14 protein-coding genes and 1 pseudogene are annotated in these 17,407 nt (G+C 43.0%); 4 read left to right on the top strand and 11 right to left on the bottom strand.

The window, feature by feature from the left end:
- Positions 1 to 39 precede the first annotated feature (39 nt).
- From MKZ13_RS17020 to MKZ13_RS17005, 4 genes are all read right to left on the bottom strand, one after another.
- On the bottom strand, positions 40 to 2,016 hold the full coding sequence (locus tag MKZ13_RS17020; RefSeq protein WP_221821475.1) for a sigma-70 family RNA polymerase sigma factor: 1,977 nt from the start codon (positions 2,014 to 2,016) through the stop codon (positions 40 to 42).
- 81 nt (positions 2,017 to 2,097) lie between these two features.
- The gene (locus tag MKZ13_RS17015) at positions 2,098 to 2,322 is read right to left on the bottom strand and encodes a hypothetical protein (protein WP_339176893.1); all 225 of its coding nucleotides are present in this window, start codon (positions 2,320 to 2,322) and stop codon (positions 2,098 to 2,100) included.
- Positions 2,294 to 2,659 (bottom strand): hypothetical protein, encoded by a 366-nt coding sequence (locus MKZ13_RS17010; protein ID WP_339176892.1) that lies wholly within the window; start codon positions 2,657 to 2,659, stop codon positions 2,294 to 2,296. Before MKZ13_RS17010 ends, MKZ13_RS17015 begins: the two co-directional genes overlap by 29 nt.
- Before the next feature lie 429 nt (positions 2,660 to 3,088).
- Positions 3,089 to 3,634 carry an XRE family transcriptional regulator gene (locus tag MKZ13_RS17005; RefSeq protein WP_221821473.1) on the bottom strand — a complete coding sequence of 182 codons (546 nt, stop codon included), beginning with the start codon at positions 3,632 to 3,634 and terminating at the stop codon, positions 3,089 to 3,091.
- A gap of 257 nt (positions 3,635 to 3,891) precedes the next feature.
- Here MKZ13_RS17005 and MKZ13_RS17000 point away from each other — a divergent pair, with 257 nt between their 5' ends.
- Both MKZ13_RS17000 and MKZ13_RS16995 read left to right on the top strand, forming a co-directional pair.
- The gene (locus MKZ13_RS17000; protein WP_339176890.1) at positions 3,892 to 4,785 is read left to right on the top strand and encodes an MBL fold metallo-hydrolase; all 894 of its coding nucleotides are present in this window, start codon (positions 3,892 to 3,894) and stop codon (positions 4,783 to 4,785) included.
- Between the two features lie 26 nt (positions 4,786 to 4,811).
- Positions 4,812 to 5,813 (top strand): alpha/beta hydrolase, encoded by a 1,002-nt coding sequence (locus tag MKZ13_RS16995; protein ID WP_339176889.1) that lies wholly within the window; start codon positions 4,812 to 4,814, stop codon positions 5,811 to 5,813.
- A gap of 749 nt (positions 5,814 to 6,562) precedes the next feature.
- On the opposite strand, the gene MKZ13_RS16990 is transcribed toward MKZ13_RS16995, so the two are convergent.
- From MKZ13_RS16990 to MKZ13_RS16980, 3 genes and pseudogenes are all read right to left on the bottom strand, one after another.
- Complete coding sequence (locus MKZ13_RS16990; protein ID WP_339176887.1) at positions 6,563 to 7,279, bottom strand: IS3 family transposase; 717 nt, start codon at positions 7,277 to 7,279, stop codon at positions 6,563 to 6,565.
- 93 nt (positions 7,280 to 7,372) lie between these two features.
- Positions 7,373 to 8,346 (bottom strand): annotated as a pseudogene (locus MKZ13_RS16985) (IS3 family transposase); the annotation flags it as partial.
- 129 nt (positions 8,347 to 8,475) lie between these two features.
- On the bottom strand, positions 8,476 to 8,964 hold the full coding sequence (locus MKZ13_RS16980) for an NUDIX domain-containing protein (protein WP_339176885.1): 489 nt from the start codon (positions 8,962 to 8,964) through the stop codon (positions 8,476 to 8,478).
- 850 nt (positions 8,965 to 9,814) lie between these two features.
- Between MKZ13_RS16980 and MKZ13_RS16975 the strand changes: the two genes are divergently transcribed.
- The gene (locus tag MKZ13_RS16975; RefSeq protein WP_221821467.1) at positions 9,815 to 10,420 is read left to right on the top strand and encodes a GNAT family protein; all 606 of its coding nucleotides are present in this window, start codon (positions 9,815 to 9,817) and stop codon (positions 10,418 to 10,420) included.
- Between the two features lie 123 nt (positions 10,421 to 10,543).
- On the opposite strand, the gene MKZ13_RS16970 is transcribed toward MKZ13_RS16975, so the two are convergent.
- Positions 10,544 to 10,945: a DUF3888 domain-containing protein gene (locus MKZ13_RS16970; RefSeq protein WP_339176882.1), complete on the bottom strand. Its 402-nt coding sequence runs from the start codon at positions 10,943 to 10,945 to the stop codon at positions 10,544 to 10,546.
- A 516-nt stretch (positions 10,946 to 11,461) separates the two neighbouring features.
- A complete protein-coding gene (locus MKZ13_RS16965; protein ID WP_339176880.1) occupies positions 11,462 to 12,139 on the bottom strand; it encodes a hypothetical protein in 678 nt (225 codons plus the stop codon).
- Between the two features lie 603 nt (positions 12,140 to 12,742).
- On the opposite strand from MKZ13_RS16965, the gene MKZ13_RS16960 reads away from it, so the two are divergent.
- On the top strand, positions 12,743 to 13,951 hold the full coding sequence (locus MKZ13_RS16960) for an IS110 family transposase (RefSeq protein WP_339185407.1): 1,209 nt from the start codon (positions 12,743 to 12,745) through the stop codon (positions 13,949 to 13,951).
- A 792-nt stretch (positions 13,952 to 14,743) separates the two neighbouring features.
- On the opposite strand, the gene MKZ13_RS16955 is transcribed toward MKZ13_RS16960, so the two are convergent.
- Together MKZ13_RS16955 and MKZ13_RS16950 are read right to left on the bottom strand one after the other, a co-directional pair.
- Positions 14,744 to 15,580, bottom strand: coding sequence for an alpha/beta hydrolase (locus MKZ13_RS16955; RefSeq protein ID WP_145148156.1), 837 nt, complete (start codon positions 15,578 to 15,580; stop codon positions 14,744 to 14,746).
- A gap of 344 nt (positions 15,581 to 15,924) precedes the next feature.
- Positions 15,925 to 16,947 (bottom strand): glycoside hydrolase family 43 protein, encoded by a 1,023-nt coding sequence (locus MKZ13_RS16950; RefSeq protein WP_339176878.1) that lies wholly within the window; start codon positions 16,945 to 16,947, stop codon positions 15,925 to 15,927.
- Between the last annotated feature and the right edge of the window lie 460 nt (positions 16,948 to 17,407).

The following is a 17,407-nucleotide window of genomic DNA, read 5'->3' as shown; positions in this document are numbered from 1 at the left end:
CCTTCCAGCCCTTAGTTTCGGGCTAGATATTTTTGTTTGTCAGTAAAAAGTATTTTCGTATAACTTCCCCGTATGCGCATCAAGCACTTCGGGCGTCCGCTCGTGCTCGCTACCAATCATTCGATACACTAGTTCGTACGGGGCCTCTTCCGGCCGAGCATTGTGCATCCGTTCCCATTGCAGACGCAGCTTGGCCTGTGCCGTCCATCGGAGGATGGCTGTCTGGTAATCAAATGAAGGCACGGTCTCCAGCTTCTTTAACTGTTCTGGCCTTATGGAGGGGGACATCAAACTTTTGACCCTCCCATTAGAGCGGTCAACAGCTAGTTGATAGCATTCATCCCTGACAGATACGTCTTGAACATATACACCAAAGCGAATGATTTCCAAACGATCTTCGTCGTCGGTCTCTTCAGTTAGAAGCTTGAGATACGGCAACATTTCGGCTGCTAGTCCTCGGACATAGTCCATAGCTACTTCTATACATGCGTCTCGATCCCAGGTTAATGGAGCTAGTTGATCTGGCTTACCATGCGAAACAAAGTCAATCAGTTGTCCGGATTGGCTGTCTACTCGCGCCTTGACTGCTCCCTCCATCTGATCAGCCCAATAGGCCTTCCAAGACCGGTCATTCTTGGCTGGACGCTCTTCATTCTGTTGCTTCCACACCATCAACTTGGTGTTCGAGCCAATATTGTCGTCTTGTACTAACTGAAATTGGTCGTTGTCTACGCCAATCCACTCTTCTAGGCTTCGTGCGGGCGGGAACTCACCTGGCCACTCGTCCAGAGTTCTTGGGTCAGAGGGGACAGCTTCTGCCCTATAGGCTGTCGGAACTTCCTCCTGTGATGATGCAGTATAGATTAGCCCTCTACTTCGGGGGGCGTAAACAAGATGGACCTGATCGTCACCATCCGTGTACACGGCTTTGTCCAATACGCAATATTCCACATGTAGCAAAAAATTCGCCTTCAGACACGCCATCTGTTCCTCTTCTGGTGTGATCATGGTTGGGAGTGCTGGCCCTGGAACGGTTCCGTAGTACCTAAATCCGACCACGCGACCGCTGGGGTGAACCATAATCAGGCATCCAGTCTCAGGAAGCGGCAGCCCCATCGCCTTCTGCTGTCGTGTGTACCCAAACATCCCTTCCATCCACTCCATCTCACAATACGGAAAATCACGCAGTGCGCCGGGATAATGATCTTCCAGGAATTGCACTGCCTGCTGTTTGAGCTCCTCCTCAGATATCCGTGTCTCGTTGTCCAATGAGGCCCAGGAAATGGCATAGTCTAGCAAGTTGCCGTCCCTGGAGAGCGTGGCAGAAACGGCGTCATCACTCCCCGTTTTAACCCATAAGAATCCCGCTTCTCCCTTCCGTGTTCCCCTCATGGTGTTCTCTTGATAGTCATTGACGATCAGATCATAATCCGGTGAAACGGCAAACTGGTGCTCTGCCTGTTGTCTTAACTGCAGGCGTAATGTATCCAGGTCTCGTTCGAGAAAATCTTGAGCCATTTCGTTGCGCAAATGTTCCAGCCCCTTCCGTAATTGTGTTTTTACAGTACCTAATGGCATATCCAGGAGATGGGCGATTTGCTGCTGGGTCAGGTCCTTCTTATATTTTAAGAAAAGGAGCTGACGCAGCTTCGGATTCAGACTGGCCAATGCACGCTCCAGATCCAGGGTTTGATCGATATCATTAACGACCAATGGCTCTTGCGCCTGCGGGTCTTCGCTCAGGTGAACACGCTTGGATTTCTCCAAATGATTGAGCGCCCGGTTCACCACAATTCTGGTAAGCCAGCTCTCAAACGCTTCGGCTTGCTGCAGCGTTTGCAGTGACTCATAAGCCTTAACCAGGGCATCCTGAACGATATCCTCCGCATCTTTGGACTCCCGTACATAATGGCGAGCCACTCGGTGCAGCTTATCCGTTCGATCCTTTATAAGAGAAACGAAGGCATCGTGATCTCCGTTTTGTGCGGCGTTGATTTGTTGCTGTGCATCGATCATTGTCGTTCACCTCCTGTTATATAGACAGCTTACTCGGGGGTTTGGATTTAATTAATGTAACATTATTCTGGAACTGACCGATCAAGTGACCACTCGCATGCGGCAAGCACGGGTGCCAAAGAGCACGTCACTCTTGGTGTGTTCCTGCTGAAGCTCCTTCATCCACTGAAGCAGTTCTTCCAGCCCGGTACGGGTATTGGAGAACTCACAGTCCTTTCCCCGTTCGATCCCCCGGTAGTCGATGGCGCGAGCGACATGGATTTCTTTCGCAATATCCTCATGGGTTCCACGCCCTTGAACGTACACCCAAATCATCAATCTTCCATTGTCCATCCACTAATTTGGCCTTAATGATATAAGCTAACGTACTAATATTGGTTTGGCCTTCCTGATCGGTATTCTCTACCTCGATATCTGCATTCCACCATTGTTCCCTGAATCCTTCCTTCTGCGGCTCCAGCTCTACATTGGTCATTTTAGTTTTGACGATCGTTAGCGTTACGCGGCGCTGTTCTTGCTCTAATGCTTTATAAAGGTTTTCAGTCAGATACGGCTTTGAATTCTTCAAAAAAGCATCTTTAGCATTGAACGGTACGTGCACCTTCAGAAACTCCGGAATCACTTTCTGAATCTCCGTCTGCATTTCTTCCGTTGGAACTTCTACCTCTTCGGCCTGCTTCTCTTCTGCTGCTTCGCGGCAGCGGCTGTAATCGGAATATCCATTGTTCGTTCATTTTTATTTCTGAAATTCCTTTCCATTCCCAAGTGTCTATATCTTTGCCATTCTGCTCATGTATCCCCAATAGTAATGTGGTTGATCTGTTGCTTACTTTGTTTTACAATGCTATCGTTTCCCGTTAGCTTAGCAATGATTTACTCTTTTATTTCATTTTCCTTTTGCAGAAGACTCTTGACCAGAAGAAAGGTGCATTTCCTATCAACACAATAGTAACCTCCCAGCCCGTTTTACCTTTCGAGAATAAATTGATTTAATGACAAAACCAACAACGCTGAAGTAAAAATATGTAAGTGTTTTTAGCAGACTTACTATTTTGACATTGTCGGTTTGGACTTAAAAAGTTGGAGGCGTCGACACGGCAATCACCAAGGTCTCACCTTTATATACATTCTTATAGCTATGCGGTGTCTTGGCATCGAAATATATACTATCCCCCTCTTCTAACGTATATCTATCATTCCCAAGCATGAACTCCAGGCAGCCCGAATGGACATACAGAAACTCCTCTCCTTCGCTGTGTCCTACGCCAACATCACCAGAAGTCGCACCTTCTTCAAGCACCCCCCAGATTGGTCCCATCTTATTTTTACTTCCTTCGCTAAGGGAATACCATGTAATACGTGAGCCTTCAGAATGTACCAACGGTTTACGTTCGTCTTTTCTCACAACGATGCTTTGTTCTTTCTCTCCAAATAGATCAGTAAAATTCACGTTTAACGCATTGGCAATCCTTTTTAGGACACTTATCGACGGATTCGCTTTGTTCCGTTCAATTTCGCTGAGAAAAGAGACTGAGATAGATCCTGCTTTTGCTACTTCTTTAAGAGTTAATTTCTGCTTTTTGCGGGTATTTCTAATGACCTCGCCTATAGAATTCATCTTTCATGTCTCCTTCACATTTGAATTTTTTCGCTCTCAGCGAAATTTATAATTTGATAATAATTAAAATACCTAGCAATAGCAAGCTTTCTTACGGTGGTTCAATTTCGGTGTAAAAACGTTGATTTAAGAACATTATTGGATTAAGATTTTAACAAGACTGATGTGCAAATACGTTCCCGGGACATGTACACATAATTCTTTTTAAATATAGAATTTCATTTCCAGCGAAATTTTGAAGGAGGGCGATGAGCTATATGACTAAGCTACCTAAGATTTACACCGTAGGCGATACTACTGTTACCCGAGTCACCGAAATGGTAATCAGTGGTGTTCCACCAGAAATTTATTTCCCAGGTACGTGGGATCCCTCTGTATTAGAAGAGAACCAACAATTCTTCCCTGAGGGCTTGCTTGACGAAAATTCGCAACTCATCGTGAGTATAGGCACCTGGGTCGTGAAGACACCCCATCATACGATTCTTATTGATACGGCTACAGGTAACGATAAAAACCTGCCACTAAATCCGGATCTTGCTAATCTGCAGCTACCTTATCTCGAGCGACTTCAAGAGGCAGGCGTTACTCCTGAAGAAGTCGATTACGTGTTACTAACTCATTTGCATGTGGATCACGTCGGTTGGAATACGAGGCTAGTTGACGGCAAATGGGTACCTACATTCCCCAATGCCAAGTACGTATTCCCTATTAAAGAACAAGAGTATTACTCCAGCGAAGCGAGCCATAACAAAGAAAATGAAGCAAATTTCAATGTTTATGAAGAGAGTGTACTTCCGATCGTTGAGGCAGGCTTGACGGAAACTATCGGTCCAGAAGGCGGAAAGTTACTAGATATATTTACATTCATTCCGACTCCAGGTCACAGTATCGGACAAATGTCTATTCGTCTTTCATCGGGTGGTGAAGAAGCTTTGTTCGGCGCCGATATCATGCATCACCCATTCCAAGTTATGCGACCGGACTGGAATTCTATGTACTGTGAATTTGGCGGTCAGGCCCGAATTTCACGCCGCTGGGCTTTGGAATATGTTGCCGACCGTCCAATTATCTATTTCAGTACGCACTTCCCAGAGAGTTCAGCGGGATACGTCACCCGAAGCGAAGACGGCTTCAACTGGCGCTTTATCTAATACATTGAAGAGAGGCGAAAAATATAATGTCTAACAACACATTCAACAAATCTATCTCCATCGTATCTGAGAACTTTAACATAGCTAGCGATACGCCTGGTATTGAGCTATCGGTCCTTAATAAACGTCTTGCATCTATGACTGTCTTCTCTAATGAGAAAACGATCGTCATGGTTCACGGTGCTACTTATCCAATTGGCAGCCTATATGATGTGGAGCTAGACGGTTTCACCTTCCTTGATTACCTCGCAAGTCACGGTTATGACGTCTATGCAGTAGATGTTCGTGGCTATGGTGGATCCACAAGACCGCCAGAAATGGAGCAACCTGCTGATCAGAATCCTCCGCTTGTCCGTACAGAAACCGGAGTTCGTGACTTTGGCTCGGCCGTAGACTTCGTCCTAAAGCATCGAAATCTATCGAAGGTCAATGTACTTGGGATGTCTTGGGGCGGTACGGTGGCTGGGGCATATACAAGCCGTAATAATAACAAAGTGAACAAGTTAACCCTTATTGCTCCTCAGTGGCTGAGCAACAAACCAATCCCTATTGATACAGGCGGCCCGCTTGGCTCTTATCGCCTTGTGCCCGCAGCTACTACTAAAGAACGCTGGTTAAGTGCTGCTCCTGAAGGAAAACGTGACAGCTTGCTCCCTGAGGGTTGGTTTGAAAAATGGGTTGAAGCAACGCTGGCCTCCGATCCTAATAACAAGACCGTACACCCTGAGCATATTCGCGCTACCAACGGGCCGATTCTAGACATACGTGAATATTGGACGGTTGGCAAAGCCTTCTATGAACCTAAAGATATCACCGTACCCGTACTCCTCATTCATGCGGAGTGGGATATCGATGTACCATTAGATTTGGCACAAAACTTCTTTACTTCCTTAACTGGAGCTGCTTATCGCCGTTGGGTGGAAATCGGAGAAGGTACTCATATGGTACTGCTCGAAAAAAATAGAGTTCAAGCGTTCCGAGCTGTTCAATCATTTCTAGACGAGAATTACACACCAGCGGGTCAATAACGACGCGATTAGCGGATTTTAATACTATCTCGCACCCGCAGCTTATTACTGCGGGTTCTTTATTAAGCAAACAAAAACGACAATCATTCTATATTCATTAAAGGAGGAAAATTCACCATGAATCATACTATGATTACATCGGCACAAGCGCCGGCGGCAATAGGCCCCTTATACGCAAGACATTGCTACCGGAAATGTTGGCTCCAGATCAACTGCGGAGCAGGTTACGTTGCCTCATGATGCTATGATCTCTAAGTTAAGAAGTCCTAATGCAGTGATTAGTGGAAAAAAAGGATATTTTCCCGACGGAACTTATGATTATGTAAAGAAGCTTTATATTTTGGCTCGTTACTATTCAACTCATTTTTGTATATCCGACACGTTGACCTTCCCTCTCCTCAATTTATTCAACTAACATGCCCGTTAGCTTAATGAAATTAAAGAGGGCAAAATAACGATTACGCCTATTCTGCAATAGAAACATTTTCTTGTTTGTGCCTAACAGTGACAAATCAGTACAAAGTACAATATCTGCATATGTTTCTCCTCCCTTAATCCAAAATCACATTCATCTTCCTCCCCTTTTCTTTGCTAAGTGCTTGTTAACGAACTTGTTTTATCTATTTCAAATGGGATTACAGTTCCAGTGGAAATACCTCCTAGCGTTGAAAGAACTTGTACCGACAAAATAAAAAAGTCGCTATTTTGGTCATAACCCTGTCAAGTAGACAGTACAAAAAAGACAAAATTTAAGCTGCGGCCGTTTCCCGGTATTCTACCGGAGAACGGTCGTTTAGTTTTTTCTGAAATCGGTTTTGGTTGTAAAAGAGCTGTTCCAGTTTACGGTTAAAAGGCTTCGAGGTATATTGAAATCCTTGATCCGAGTGCAGAATTACGCCACTCAGATCCGCGTGCTGACGGAGTCTATCCAGCGTTTCATGAACCAAAGCCAGGTCATTTCGTTCAGATAGATGCCAAGCTAAGATCTCATTATTGTATAAATCCTGAATGACAGACAGGTACACAAAGTGTTCTCCAGCACGAATATAGGTGATGTCTGTGACCAGTTTAGTACATGGCGTATCCGTCTGGAACTGGCGCTGAAGTCGATTCGGATTCACCACAGAAGCTTGTTTTCGAAAGAATCGACGCTTCTTTCGAATGACAGAAGAGATTCCTAATTGTTTCATTAATCGATACACCTTTTTGTGGTTGACTCTAAGGCCTTCTTTTCGTAAAGCTACCGTCATTCGAAGATAACCATAATAGGGATGTGCCCGATGGATCGCAAGCATATGCGACTCCAATTCATGTTGTTTGTGTCTACGTTCTTTTGCCGCTGGTATGCTTTTTCTCCACTTGTAATAGCCCGAGCAAGACACCGCAGCTAACTTTAAGAGCCAAGAAAGGCTGTGGCGTACTCGTAAATCCTCTATGATCTGAAATCGGGCAGCTTTACTCGTCACTCCTTGTGTAGATTTGGATACTGCTTTTTTAAGTATTCAATCTCCGCCCGCAAGTATGCCATCTCTTCTTCGGTACTGGAAAACGTTGTTCTAATAAGTGATAATTTCACCGTTAAATAAATCTAGAACAGGTGATAGATAAAGTTTTTCTCCAAACAACTTAAATTCCGTAATATCGGTATCCCATTTCTCATTTGGTTTTTCTGCCTGAAAGTTACGATCCAGTACGTTTGGTGCAATTTTACCCACTGTTCCTTTATAGGAACGATATTTTTTATACGCACTACTGATTTCAGGCCTAATTCTTTCATGATACGCTGTACTTTTTTATGGTTAACTCGGTGTTCACGATTAACTAGTTCATCACGGATACGACGATAGCCATAACGCCCCTGATGTTCCTCGTAAATGGATTGAATAAGGAGTTTCAGGTCTGCGTCTAGATCGGGCTTGTCAAACTGTTTCACCCAGTAATAGGGTGCTACGTGGGACTTCAGCGAACGCTAGCAACGCAACCACCGGGAATTCAAGCCTTAATTCGTAGACTACTTGCGCTTTGTCTTGTTTGGTGATTTTTCCTTGTTTTGAACTAAGGCATTCAACTTTTTTAAATAAGTGTTTTCCATACGTAAACGTTCTAATTCAGCTTGTAGAACTTCGACTGATTCATCGGCAGGTTCTAGCTTCTTCGTCATATTTTTGTTCGTATTTTTCATGAGTGGACGCCCCTTTTTCTTTGATTTCAGGCCGTCCATTCCATTCTCATTGAATTGAATACGCCATTTTCTAATAATCCCAGGAGAGGGTATATTGAATATGACCGCAGCTTCATTTGGAGACGTCCCATTCTCGTTCATATAGGTGAGTACGTCTAGTTTAAATGTCTTAGTGTAAGCTGTATAGCTCTTTTCAAAAGCTTTGACGCCGTGATATTCGTATTGCCTAATCCACATACGTAAAGTTTCATGATTTATCCGTAATGATTTTGCAATACTTTTGACTCCTTCAGCACCATTCTGATATCTATGAATGGCTTTCAATTTCTCATGTAAACTGAATTTAAGCAAAAAAACTGCACCTCCATTGTTAGTGTGTCTAACAAATGGGGTGCAGTTCAGTTATCGGCTGTTTTTTGTTCATTTAATTGTATTGAGCTATCCGTTCCCCGTTAGTTCAATACACTATCCCTCGTACAACTAAACACTCCTTTGAAACTTGACATCAAATTTTGTCGTTGACGCAGTTACATACTCCATATAATTCACAGATCCGTTAAAGTTCAAATAAGCTTCATAACGCATGCGGATTCCAGGTAAAGTAATCAAATCCAGAACATTTTCCTTTGGTACCCACCTGCATTCGCTCGTTTCATTAGAAGTAGCTAACTCTCCCCCCACAGCTTTACACACAAAATCAAACATGACCTTCGTAGGGACATCAGTCACACCGTCATACCACTTATGGATTGCTGTATTCGAAACAACACTAATCAAATGGCTAACCGTGGCATTTATTCCACTTTCCTCTTTGATTTCACGAATGACGCCATCAATCAGGTTTTCTCCTACTTCAGTTATTCCACCAGGATACACCCAACCATCGTCATGAGCTTTTACTAAAAGGATATTTCCAGTTCCATCTTCTACAATTCCGCCTGCAGATACAATATGTGTCGGGAACGCCATTTTACAACCTCCAAATAAGATAAAGTTGTATATTTATTCCACACAATTCCTACACTTTCCTGCCTTTGTGGATTTCTAAAAGATACTGCCGGCATGATTGAAGCAACCTGCCCGTTGGCTTAATGAGGCAGGCATTATCACTCCAATATAATTTCTTCGTTCTCTACCGTCCCTAAAGGTATATAAAAAGGATCGTCAGCAAATCTGCAACGATCCCTATTATCATCCACTAGTTGTAAACCGCAGTTGATCACGAGGATGCTTTAAGCTAACATTTCTACGTTAGACTAATCGATGCTCGTTGAAGCTATTCCAGTCTAAAGACAATCTTTGTTCCCGTCTTCTTGTCACTGAATGGCTTACAATATTCTATGATCATTAATTCAAGTCCTGATGTCTTATCTGGTATTCAATGTTCCAAAAACGTTTTTCAGAAAATTCTCGTAAAGTTCAAAAGTTTCAGCCCATTTAAAGATATATTCAAATGGCGGGAAACCAGGATTGTTATTTGAAAGCTGCTTCCGAAGTTTTAACATTTCACAAATTTGTTCGTCATAATGCTCCGTTGGACGTTCAAAGGGCATTCGTTTCAACATTGATCTTCCCTTTTTAACTAAAATTTATTAAGTTAACTTGGTTTTGTTATTGAATTCTATCTGAATTTATCCTCCACCTTCACTAAACTATCCTGCTCGTTAGTTGAACTTAATAGAACACCTGTAGAGAATTTGTGATGCATGAAAGTACAATAATTCAACGGTTAATGCATTCAACGTCGATACCAATAAATATATACTAATCCCACCACGTTAAGATAATGAATCACAATGGAATCGGAGGTGTAAATGACATGAATCAAAATGTTACTTTAATAGGCAAGACAATAAAACTCTTACCCCTAGAATCTAAACATAAAGAAGATTTACTTGAAACACTGATGGATCCAAACATATGGGAATTTACTTGGAGAAAAAATGCAACATTTGATGATATTAAGCATTTAATCGAACAAGCCATACAAAACCAGCTTCATGGCACCCAACTCCCTTTCGTCATCGTCGAACTCATGTCGGAAAAAATTATTGGAACCACTAGAATCGGAGATATTGATATGATCAATCAAAATGCGGAAATCGGCTGGACATGGCTAACACCAACTTACTGGCGTACAGGTGTAAATACGGAATGTAAGTTTTTACTGTTAAATTATTGCTTCGAACAATTAGCGCTAGTCCGCGTGCAATTTTCCATCAGCGGCTATAACATAAGGTCACAGCGAGCGATAGAACGGATTGGGGCAACTAAAGAAGGCATATTTAGGAAGCATAGGCGGGATACTCAAGGTAGATTTCATGACAATGTTTTTTATAGCATTACGGATAACGACTGGCCTGAGGTAAAAAGCACTCTTAAACATATGATCCATATAAAATACTCGCCAAAAAACACAAGATAGATGTTTATATAAAAAAAAAGTAAAAGAAGCACTCTGATATTTTCCTAGCCAAATGCCATTGGTAAGCTCAATAAATGCCCATCGTAACAAGGGCCTTTATTGAGCTATAGTTTCTTTGTTAGTTCAATGATTTTTAATAATTTCTTGCCAGTTAGGAGGCAAGTCATAATCCCTTATATGCTTATACTCAAGAACCACTATTGATCCCGAGTTATCTATACTAAACCTCATTGAGTCGAGTCCAACATTTAAATGAGGTCCTACGTACGGGATAGTTTTAACCTGAACATCAATATGTGAAGAATGATATTTAACGTCTACATCAGTTCCATCCAAAAAAGGCGTAAACGTAGGTGATACAGTTAATTTATTTTTGTAGTAGTGGTTAATCTGTTCCTGTATTTTTGGAGCTAACAAAGTAAGTACAAGCCGTTTCAATGATTCATCGTTTGGCTTTGCACAAATGGGCTGGATTACCATCAAGAAAATGATGACTGTTAGCAATGATCCCATAAATCTTTTCATTTCTGAAACCCTCATCCCCAGATTTTTAAGGATAGTTTTCACTAAATGAAGATAATTTATTATGCTAACATGCCCGTTAGTTTAATGAATTGAAGGGCAAGATGACGAATAGTTATGCGTCTAACCGGAAATAGGAACATGTTCTTGTCCTCAACAGCAAGTTTCAGTCTGATATTTCGCTTTTTTAATACCCATCCAACCATGTTTAACCTCTCTTTGATCAGTTGTCCATAACAATATAAACATTTTTATGTGTTATGGTACTTAATGAAGTTTAAAGTGCATGTGATCAATGTTTAGATATATATCTAATTGTCAATCAGACTATGTTCTTGTCAATTCCGGCAATCGGTACAAGTTCTTGTCCTTGGCTTGGGACAAGAACTTGTACCGATAAAATAAAAAAGCCGTTAAAATAGCGACTTCAATGGGGACCATGTTCTTGTCCCTCGACAGGACCGCAGCAGTTTTTCAATCCTGCTATTTTATCTTTCATGGCCTAAAGGGGCGGTTTTCTTAGGCTTGCATAAATGCTTCTAACGGTTCCAGAATCGCGAACGTCTTCTTTGCATCCTTCTTCCGTTGCTCATCATAGAGTTTGGTCAACTCATCGAATGAGTTAGCTTTAATCTTCGTATAACTCGATTTGGTGTATCTGATTATGTACGTCTTTACCCCTTCCTCTTCACTCCACTCGTAAACGACATCATATTTGTCCCTCAAATTCTTTAAATGAAGTGACCGGCGCAACACTGCAAAGTGTTCTTCAATGGCTTCATCGCATTCCTCCATAATCTTCTCGTATGTGCAGCCAACTCGCATCAGAATCTCCGATGCCCGTTCATCGCCGTATCTCGCGAGAAATTCCTTCAACGAAACCAGCGCATATAGCAATATTTGTTCCTTGTCATTCGGATTCCTGTATTCATAACAGCCTACAACCAAATTACGGTCGGTCATCTCCTCCTTACTGAATTGCATATTAAACAAATACTCGAGTGTCTTTTGCTTCATAACGGTTTCCAACATCTGCTCTTTATCAATCCTGATGCCCGTTGTCACCCACGGAAAAGGTAGTTGGCCGTTACCTTCACGCGGTATGCTACCCCTAAGATTCAAAATCGGCATACCCGTAGCAATTGCGTACGACCTGTTATATCCTTCTCCCCCGAATTTTTCCTGTTCTTCTAGCATGTGTCCTGCCTCCTTTTAGTACCAAGTTCCATTCGGCGACTATTGCATATCCATAAACTACCACTTTTTTGTGCTGGTCTCTTATTAATTCATCAGCGCTTTTCATTAACCCACAGATATTTCTGGGATATATTGTATCATATGAGAACAATAAGTCCATCTAACGGTTCCGTTATCCTGCCTATTGGCTAATGCCGGCTGCCAGTCTACAACTTTATTTTCACAGAACAACTGAAGAACAGGCGACCGGCACGCCACTGCTCTCTCCGATCCGGACGAGATCCGCGCAGCTTCATACATAGTGCCCAAAGGTGCAGCTCACCACACAGGACGTTCCTATTAAGCTAACCTGCCCGTTCGTATTATGAGATCAACCAGTTCTTTCTGGTTGATCCTTTTTTCATTTGCATAGAGGATTAAGGTAGTCCGGTCGATCGTACCTGCCCGTGGGACTTGATCCCGAGTGCTATAGTGTTCGCCCTACTTGTCATGACCATGATTGAGGCTGGTTGGGACGTAAGATCCCGTATAACAAGCGATGCTATGGAGCGACAGAAGAACCTTAGGGATGCCGGTGAATCTAAACTTACAGGGAGAGATGAAATGAATCCAGTTGTCGGTCTAGATATTTCAAAAGAAGAAAGCCATGGACAAGCCTTTTTAGCACGCGGAAAGCCCTTCAGAGGGACATTCCAGTTCGAGCACACTCGTGATGGCCTAGCAATTTTACATCAAGTTTTGAAGGATGTTGAGACTACATCCAAACTTCGGCCTCTGCTTATTCTAGAAGCAACCGGCCATTACCAAAGTCCCGTTGTTCAGTTCTTAGAAGAACATCACTACATTTACATTGTCATTAATCCGCTCATCTCAAATCGGCTTAGAAAATCTCAACTTCGTAAAGTAAAGACGGATGCTGCGGACGCTTACCTATTAGGAGAGTTGTACTACAAGGAAGAGTTTGAACCTTTTAAGAAAAGAGGTGTGCAACTTCTCAATCTACGCTATCTTACAAGACAGTATGAGTCCCTTTCAAAGATGTGTGTACAGACGAAGCTGCAATTCCAAGCCGTTTTAGATCAGGTTTTCCCAGCTTACAAAGGCGTCTTTGGAGCTATGTATTCCCGTATTTCACTACGGTTTTTAAGTAATTTTCCAACCTCATATTCAGTTTTACAGACGGATGAAATTACACTCAAAGCTAAGATGAAAGAACTACTTTCTTCGAAACGGGGGCGTTCAGAGGGCTGGATTAACCAACGGGTTCAGCGACTGCTACACGCGGCGAAGCAAAACCCATTTCAGCAAACCATGTATGCAAGCCACTTAATCAATTTGAAAGTTCTTATTACCCTTATTCTTCAGTACCAAGAGCATCTTGCTGAACTGGAACAGAACATAGATGCTCTCGCTGAAGAAATTGAAGAGTATGAATTAATTCAGTCGATTCCCGGTATTGGGCATAAAATTGCTGCAACAATTTTATCTGAAATTGGAGAAGTCGACCGATTTGATCACCCAAAAAAGCTGGTGGCTTTTGCAGGCATTGACCCGAGTGTCTTTGCTTCGGGTAAATTTACAGCAACTCGAAACCGAATCACGAAACGCGGTTCTAGGCAGTTGCGTTACGCCCTGGTAATGGCTGTCCAGTGTGGGCTTATACGCTCGCGAAATATGCGAATCAAAGCGTTCTATGATCGCAAGAGAGCAGAAGGAAAACCACATAAAGTAGCTCTAATCGCATGTGCAAATAAGCTCGTCCATTGGCTCTATGCAATCTTGAAAAACAAAAAGGAATTTCGTCCAATTTAAAAGATTACTATTGGCATAACCTTCCAAGACAAATCGGAAATTGGAGGGTTATTTGGCATGCTCATTTTAACTATACCACATGATTTAGTATCACTTTACTGGTAATCTTGACAAGCTATTAGCTGGTATAGCTTAATGAATTAACGAGGAAAAGAACCGTTTAGGTTTATGCCTAATCGGTAATCGGACTATGTTCTTGTCCATTCCGGCAATCGGTACAAGTTCTTGTCCTTGGCTTGGGACAAGAACTTGTACCGATAAAATAAAAAAGTCGCTAAAATAGCGACTTCGAAGGGACCATGTTCTTGCCCCTCGACATATTTACATACTCAGTAACGGTATTAAGCTCAGCTGTTGAAGTACATGCAATATATAATGGAAATATTTTAATTTGTTCACCTCTTCGATTTTTATATATGCATATGTCCTGGCCTTAGATTAAGATTAATTATCAAACTTAGGGTTAAGGTGGTCTTCTTCTATCTTCGAACGAAGCTCTCTTCATGAGAATATACAGGTTAGTTGGCGTATACAAAGTACTATTAATTTCAGACAGTGTTTCAGTATGGAAAGTCGTTGATAATAAACATTGAGTTTGGTTTTTAGTACGTCATGGAGTGAAGAAGCGGTCGCTTCCTTGCACAACAAGGTTGATACAACCAGGATTGTCCGGGAACAACATGATACAGTCGAATTTCTGTAATCGTTGAAAGAGCAGGACACCCCTACTCCAAAAGGGTGTCCTGCTCTTTTTTTATTTCGTATGTTTTTCTAACCAGTTTTAATCAAAGCTTAGCTCTTCAGAAATTCGATCAACGCTGCATTAAATGCTTCAGGATGTGTCGCATTAAAGCCATGTGGTCCACCTTCTACAACAACAAGCCGGCTGCCAGGGATAGATTCATGTGTACGTTGTCCACTGACTTCAAGCGGCACAATGGCATCGGAATCGCCATGAATAACCAGGGTCGGAATATTGAATTTCTCCAGGTCCTGACGGAAATCGGTAAGAGCAAAGGCAGCAATGCAATCCAGGGTACCCTTAGGGGATGCCAGAGCAGCAATATCCCGGTTATATAGACGGAACGGCTCGCTCACAAGGTCTGTACGATCTCCTGCAGCGAAAAAGTTATTTGTAAATCCATCCAAGAAGGCTAGACGGTCACCCTTAACCCCATTTTGGAATTCAGCAATCGTTGCATCGTCCAATCCTCCCTGTGGATTGTCCTCGGACTTATACAGGTAAGGAGGAACAGCGCCTGCAAATACAGCTTTGGAAACCCGTTCCGTTCCATATGTTCCGATATAGCGAGCTACTTCGCCGCCTCCCATGGAGAACCCAACCAGTGTAGCATCGCGCAGATCGAGGTGCAAAATCAATTTATGTAAATCAGATGCAAAAGTATCGTAGTCATAACCATCCCAAGGTTGGGAAGACTGACCAAAACCACGACGATCATACGTGATAACACGGTAGCCCGCTTCAATCAGGATAGGTACTTGTTTCTCCCAGGATCTTCCACTCAAAGGCCAGCCATGAATAAGGATGATGGGTTTCCCCTCGCCATGATCTTCGTAATACAGTTCAATTGGTTGTGCATTCTCTTCGCCTACGTTTACTTTAGCCATGGAAAATCCCTCCGTTTAGTTATGATCGTTTAATTGTTACTATTCAAATGCTACATATGCAATCTACTATTGTCAATCGTACCCAAGAATTAAATAGAATCGTTCATTGTAAATTGGAAACTTCTACACTCCTTTCTCCTGCAACTCTAAACCAATCAATAAAAAGTGATCTCTTATGATTAATGGTAATGGTCCTCAATAGAAAGAATCATTTTCTACTGTTCTACACATAGTCTCACAGTAAAATATTCTTTGTTCAGCAGAGATTTTCTCCAAGTTTGAGTAACACAACTGATCCTCCTATCAAAAAAGCAGCCCCGTCAGGAGCTGCCTCATGTTATGCCTTATTTTGTAATCCTATCTGTTTCCGCTAACTCGCCACCCGGATAAGGATTGATCTTCTGGATCGTTCCGTCTTCGTTGTATTTCAGTTCGGAATATTTAACGCAGCGCTTGTGGTTGACGCCTTCCGACAGGGAGCTGTCGTGATAGAACAGATACCACTTATCTTCAACTTGCACAATGGAGTGGTGGGTTGTCCAGCCGATAACTGGAGAGAGAATCTCGCCCTTGAACGTGAATGGTCCCATCGGGTTCTTGCCGATCGCATATACGAGCTTATGCGTGGTTCCTGTAGAGTAGGACAGGTAGTAATAGTCGTTATATTTATGCATCCATGGGCCTTCAAAATATCTCCGTTCCTCATCCCCGGCCAGAATCGGATTCCCGTCTTCATCGACAATTGATATCTCGGCAGGCTTGCCCTGGAAGGACAGCATATCGTCACTAAGCAGTGCAACTTGCGGTCCAAGCGCTGGCTGGTCAGGACCCGGTCCTTCTGCATCTGGCATGAAGCTGCCGGTCTGCCATTTCTCCAGCTGTCCGCCCCAGAGTCCGCCGAAATAGATGTATGACTGATTGTCGTCATCCACCAGTACAGCTGGATCGATACTGAAGCTGCCTTCCATATAATTCGGCTGCGGTTTGAACGGGCCTGCCGGAGACTCTGATGTTGCCACACCCAGACGGAAGATGCCGTCATGGTCCCGTGCCGGGAAGAACAGGTAATAGGTATTGTTTTTATAAGCGGCATCCGGTGCCCAGAGCTGCTTGGAGGCCCACGGAATATCTCTCAGATGCAGCGCTTCGCCGTGATCGACCACAGGGGAATCGAAGTTGTTCATCGAGAGGACATGATAGTCTTCCATTTTATACTGGTCGCCGTTATCGTTGCTCGGCTCGTCATGATCAAGGTCATGGGAAGGATAGATGTAGATTTTGCCCTCGTAGACATGGGCGGACGGGTCCGCAGTGAAGATGTGGGTTACGAGTGGCTGGTGGGGCTTAGGTAGTTGTTGTTGATTCATAAGGCATCTCCTTTGGTATTGGATAATAGAATCCTTCATAATTAGGGCTGGTGTTCTCTGTACCGTTGCCCAAGGCGCGCAGCCCCAGGTAGACGCCGGTGAAGCAGCTGGCTGAGGCAAGCCAACAAGGGAGGCGCTTCATCGTCCAGCATGTAGGCATTCCCGCGCTAGGTTCAGAATAGCGCTCAAGTATCCAGCGATTACGGTAATTCATTGATTGCATCCTCAGAATTCAAAGCAAGCGTTTACAATCTCTAATGTTATTGTATAAGCCCCGCTTATTCTTTCCTATACACATAATAAAGATCTTTCCCCGAAAAAATGTACAATTCCCGCCTATTTGATTATATTGGAAATATACACCTATTGCTCGCGTTTTGCTTCTTGTTTTGTGTCGCCGCACAACAAGGCCAAGAAAAAAAGGCCGCTGGCGCAAATGATAAACTGTACCCTATGTAAA

The organism is Paenibacillus sp. FSL R5-0701 (assembly GCF_037973995.1).
Classification (GTDB): domain Bacteria; phylum Bacillota; class Bacilli; order Paenibacillales; family Paenibacillaceae; genus Paenibacillus.
This window is presented reverse-complemented; position numbering and strand designations above follow the sequence as displayed.

What these genes read in the sequence shown, in the direction of transcription:
- MKZ13_RS17020 (WP_221821475.1), bottom strand. Translation starts at nt 2,016, where the DNA reads ATGATCGATGCACAGCAACAAATCAACGCCGCACAAAACGGAGATCAC.
- MKZ13_RS17010 (WP_339176892.1), bottom strand. Translation starts at nt 2,659, where the DNA reads ATGCAGACGGAGATTCAGAAAGTGATTCCGGAGTTTCTGAAGGTGCAC.
- MKZ13_RS17005 (WP_221821473.1), bottom strand. Translation starts at nt 3,634, where the DNA reads ATGAATTCTATAGGCGAGGTCATTAGAAATACCCGCAAAAAGCAGAAA.
- MKZ13_RS17000 (WP_339176890.1), top strand. Translation starts at nt 3,892, where the DNA reads ATGACTAAGCTACCTAAGATTTACACCGTAGGCGATACTACTGTTACC.
- MKZ13_RS16995 (WP_339176889.1), top strand. Translation starts at nt 4,812, where the DNA reads ATGTCTAACAACACATTCAACAAATCTATCTCCATCGTATCTGAGAAC.
- MKZ13_RS16980 (WP_339176885.1), bottom strand. Translation starts at nt 8,964, where the DNA reads ATGGCGTTCCCGACACATATTGTATCTGCAGGCGGAATTGTAGAAGAT.
- MKZ13_RS16975 (WP_221821467.1), top strand. Translation starts at nt 9,815, where the DNA reads ATGAATCAAAATGTTACTTTAATAGGCAAGACAATAAAACTCTTACCC.
- MKZ13_RS16970 (WP_339176882.1), bottom strand. Translation starts at nt 10,945, where the DNA reads ATGAAAAGATTTATGGGATCATTGCTAACAGTCATCATTTTCTTGATG.
- MKZ13_RS16965 (WP_339176880.1), bottom strand. Translation starts at nt 12,139, where the DNA reads ATGCTAGAAGAACAGGAAAAATTCGGGGGAGAAGGATATAACAGGTCG.
- MKZ13_RS16960 (WP_339185407.1), top strand. Translation starts at nt 12,743, where the DNA reads ATGAATCCAGTTGTCGGTCTAGATATTTCAAAAGAAGAAAGCCATGGA.
- MKZ13_RS16955 (WP_145148156.1), bottom strand. Translation starts at nt 15,580, where the DNA reads ATGGCTAAAGTAAACGTAGGCGAAGAGAATGCACAACCAATTGAACTG.
- MKZ13_RS16950 (WP_339176878.1), bottom strand. Translation starts at nt 16,947, where the DNA reads ATGAATCAACAACAACTACCTAAGCCCCACCAGCCACTCGTAACCCAC.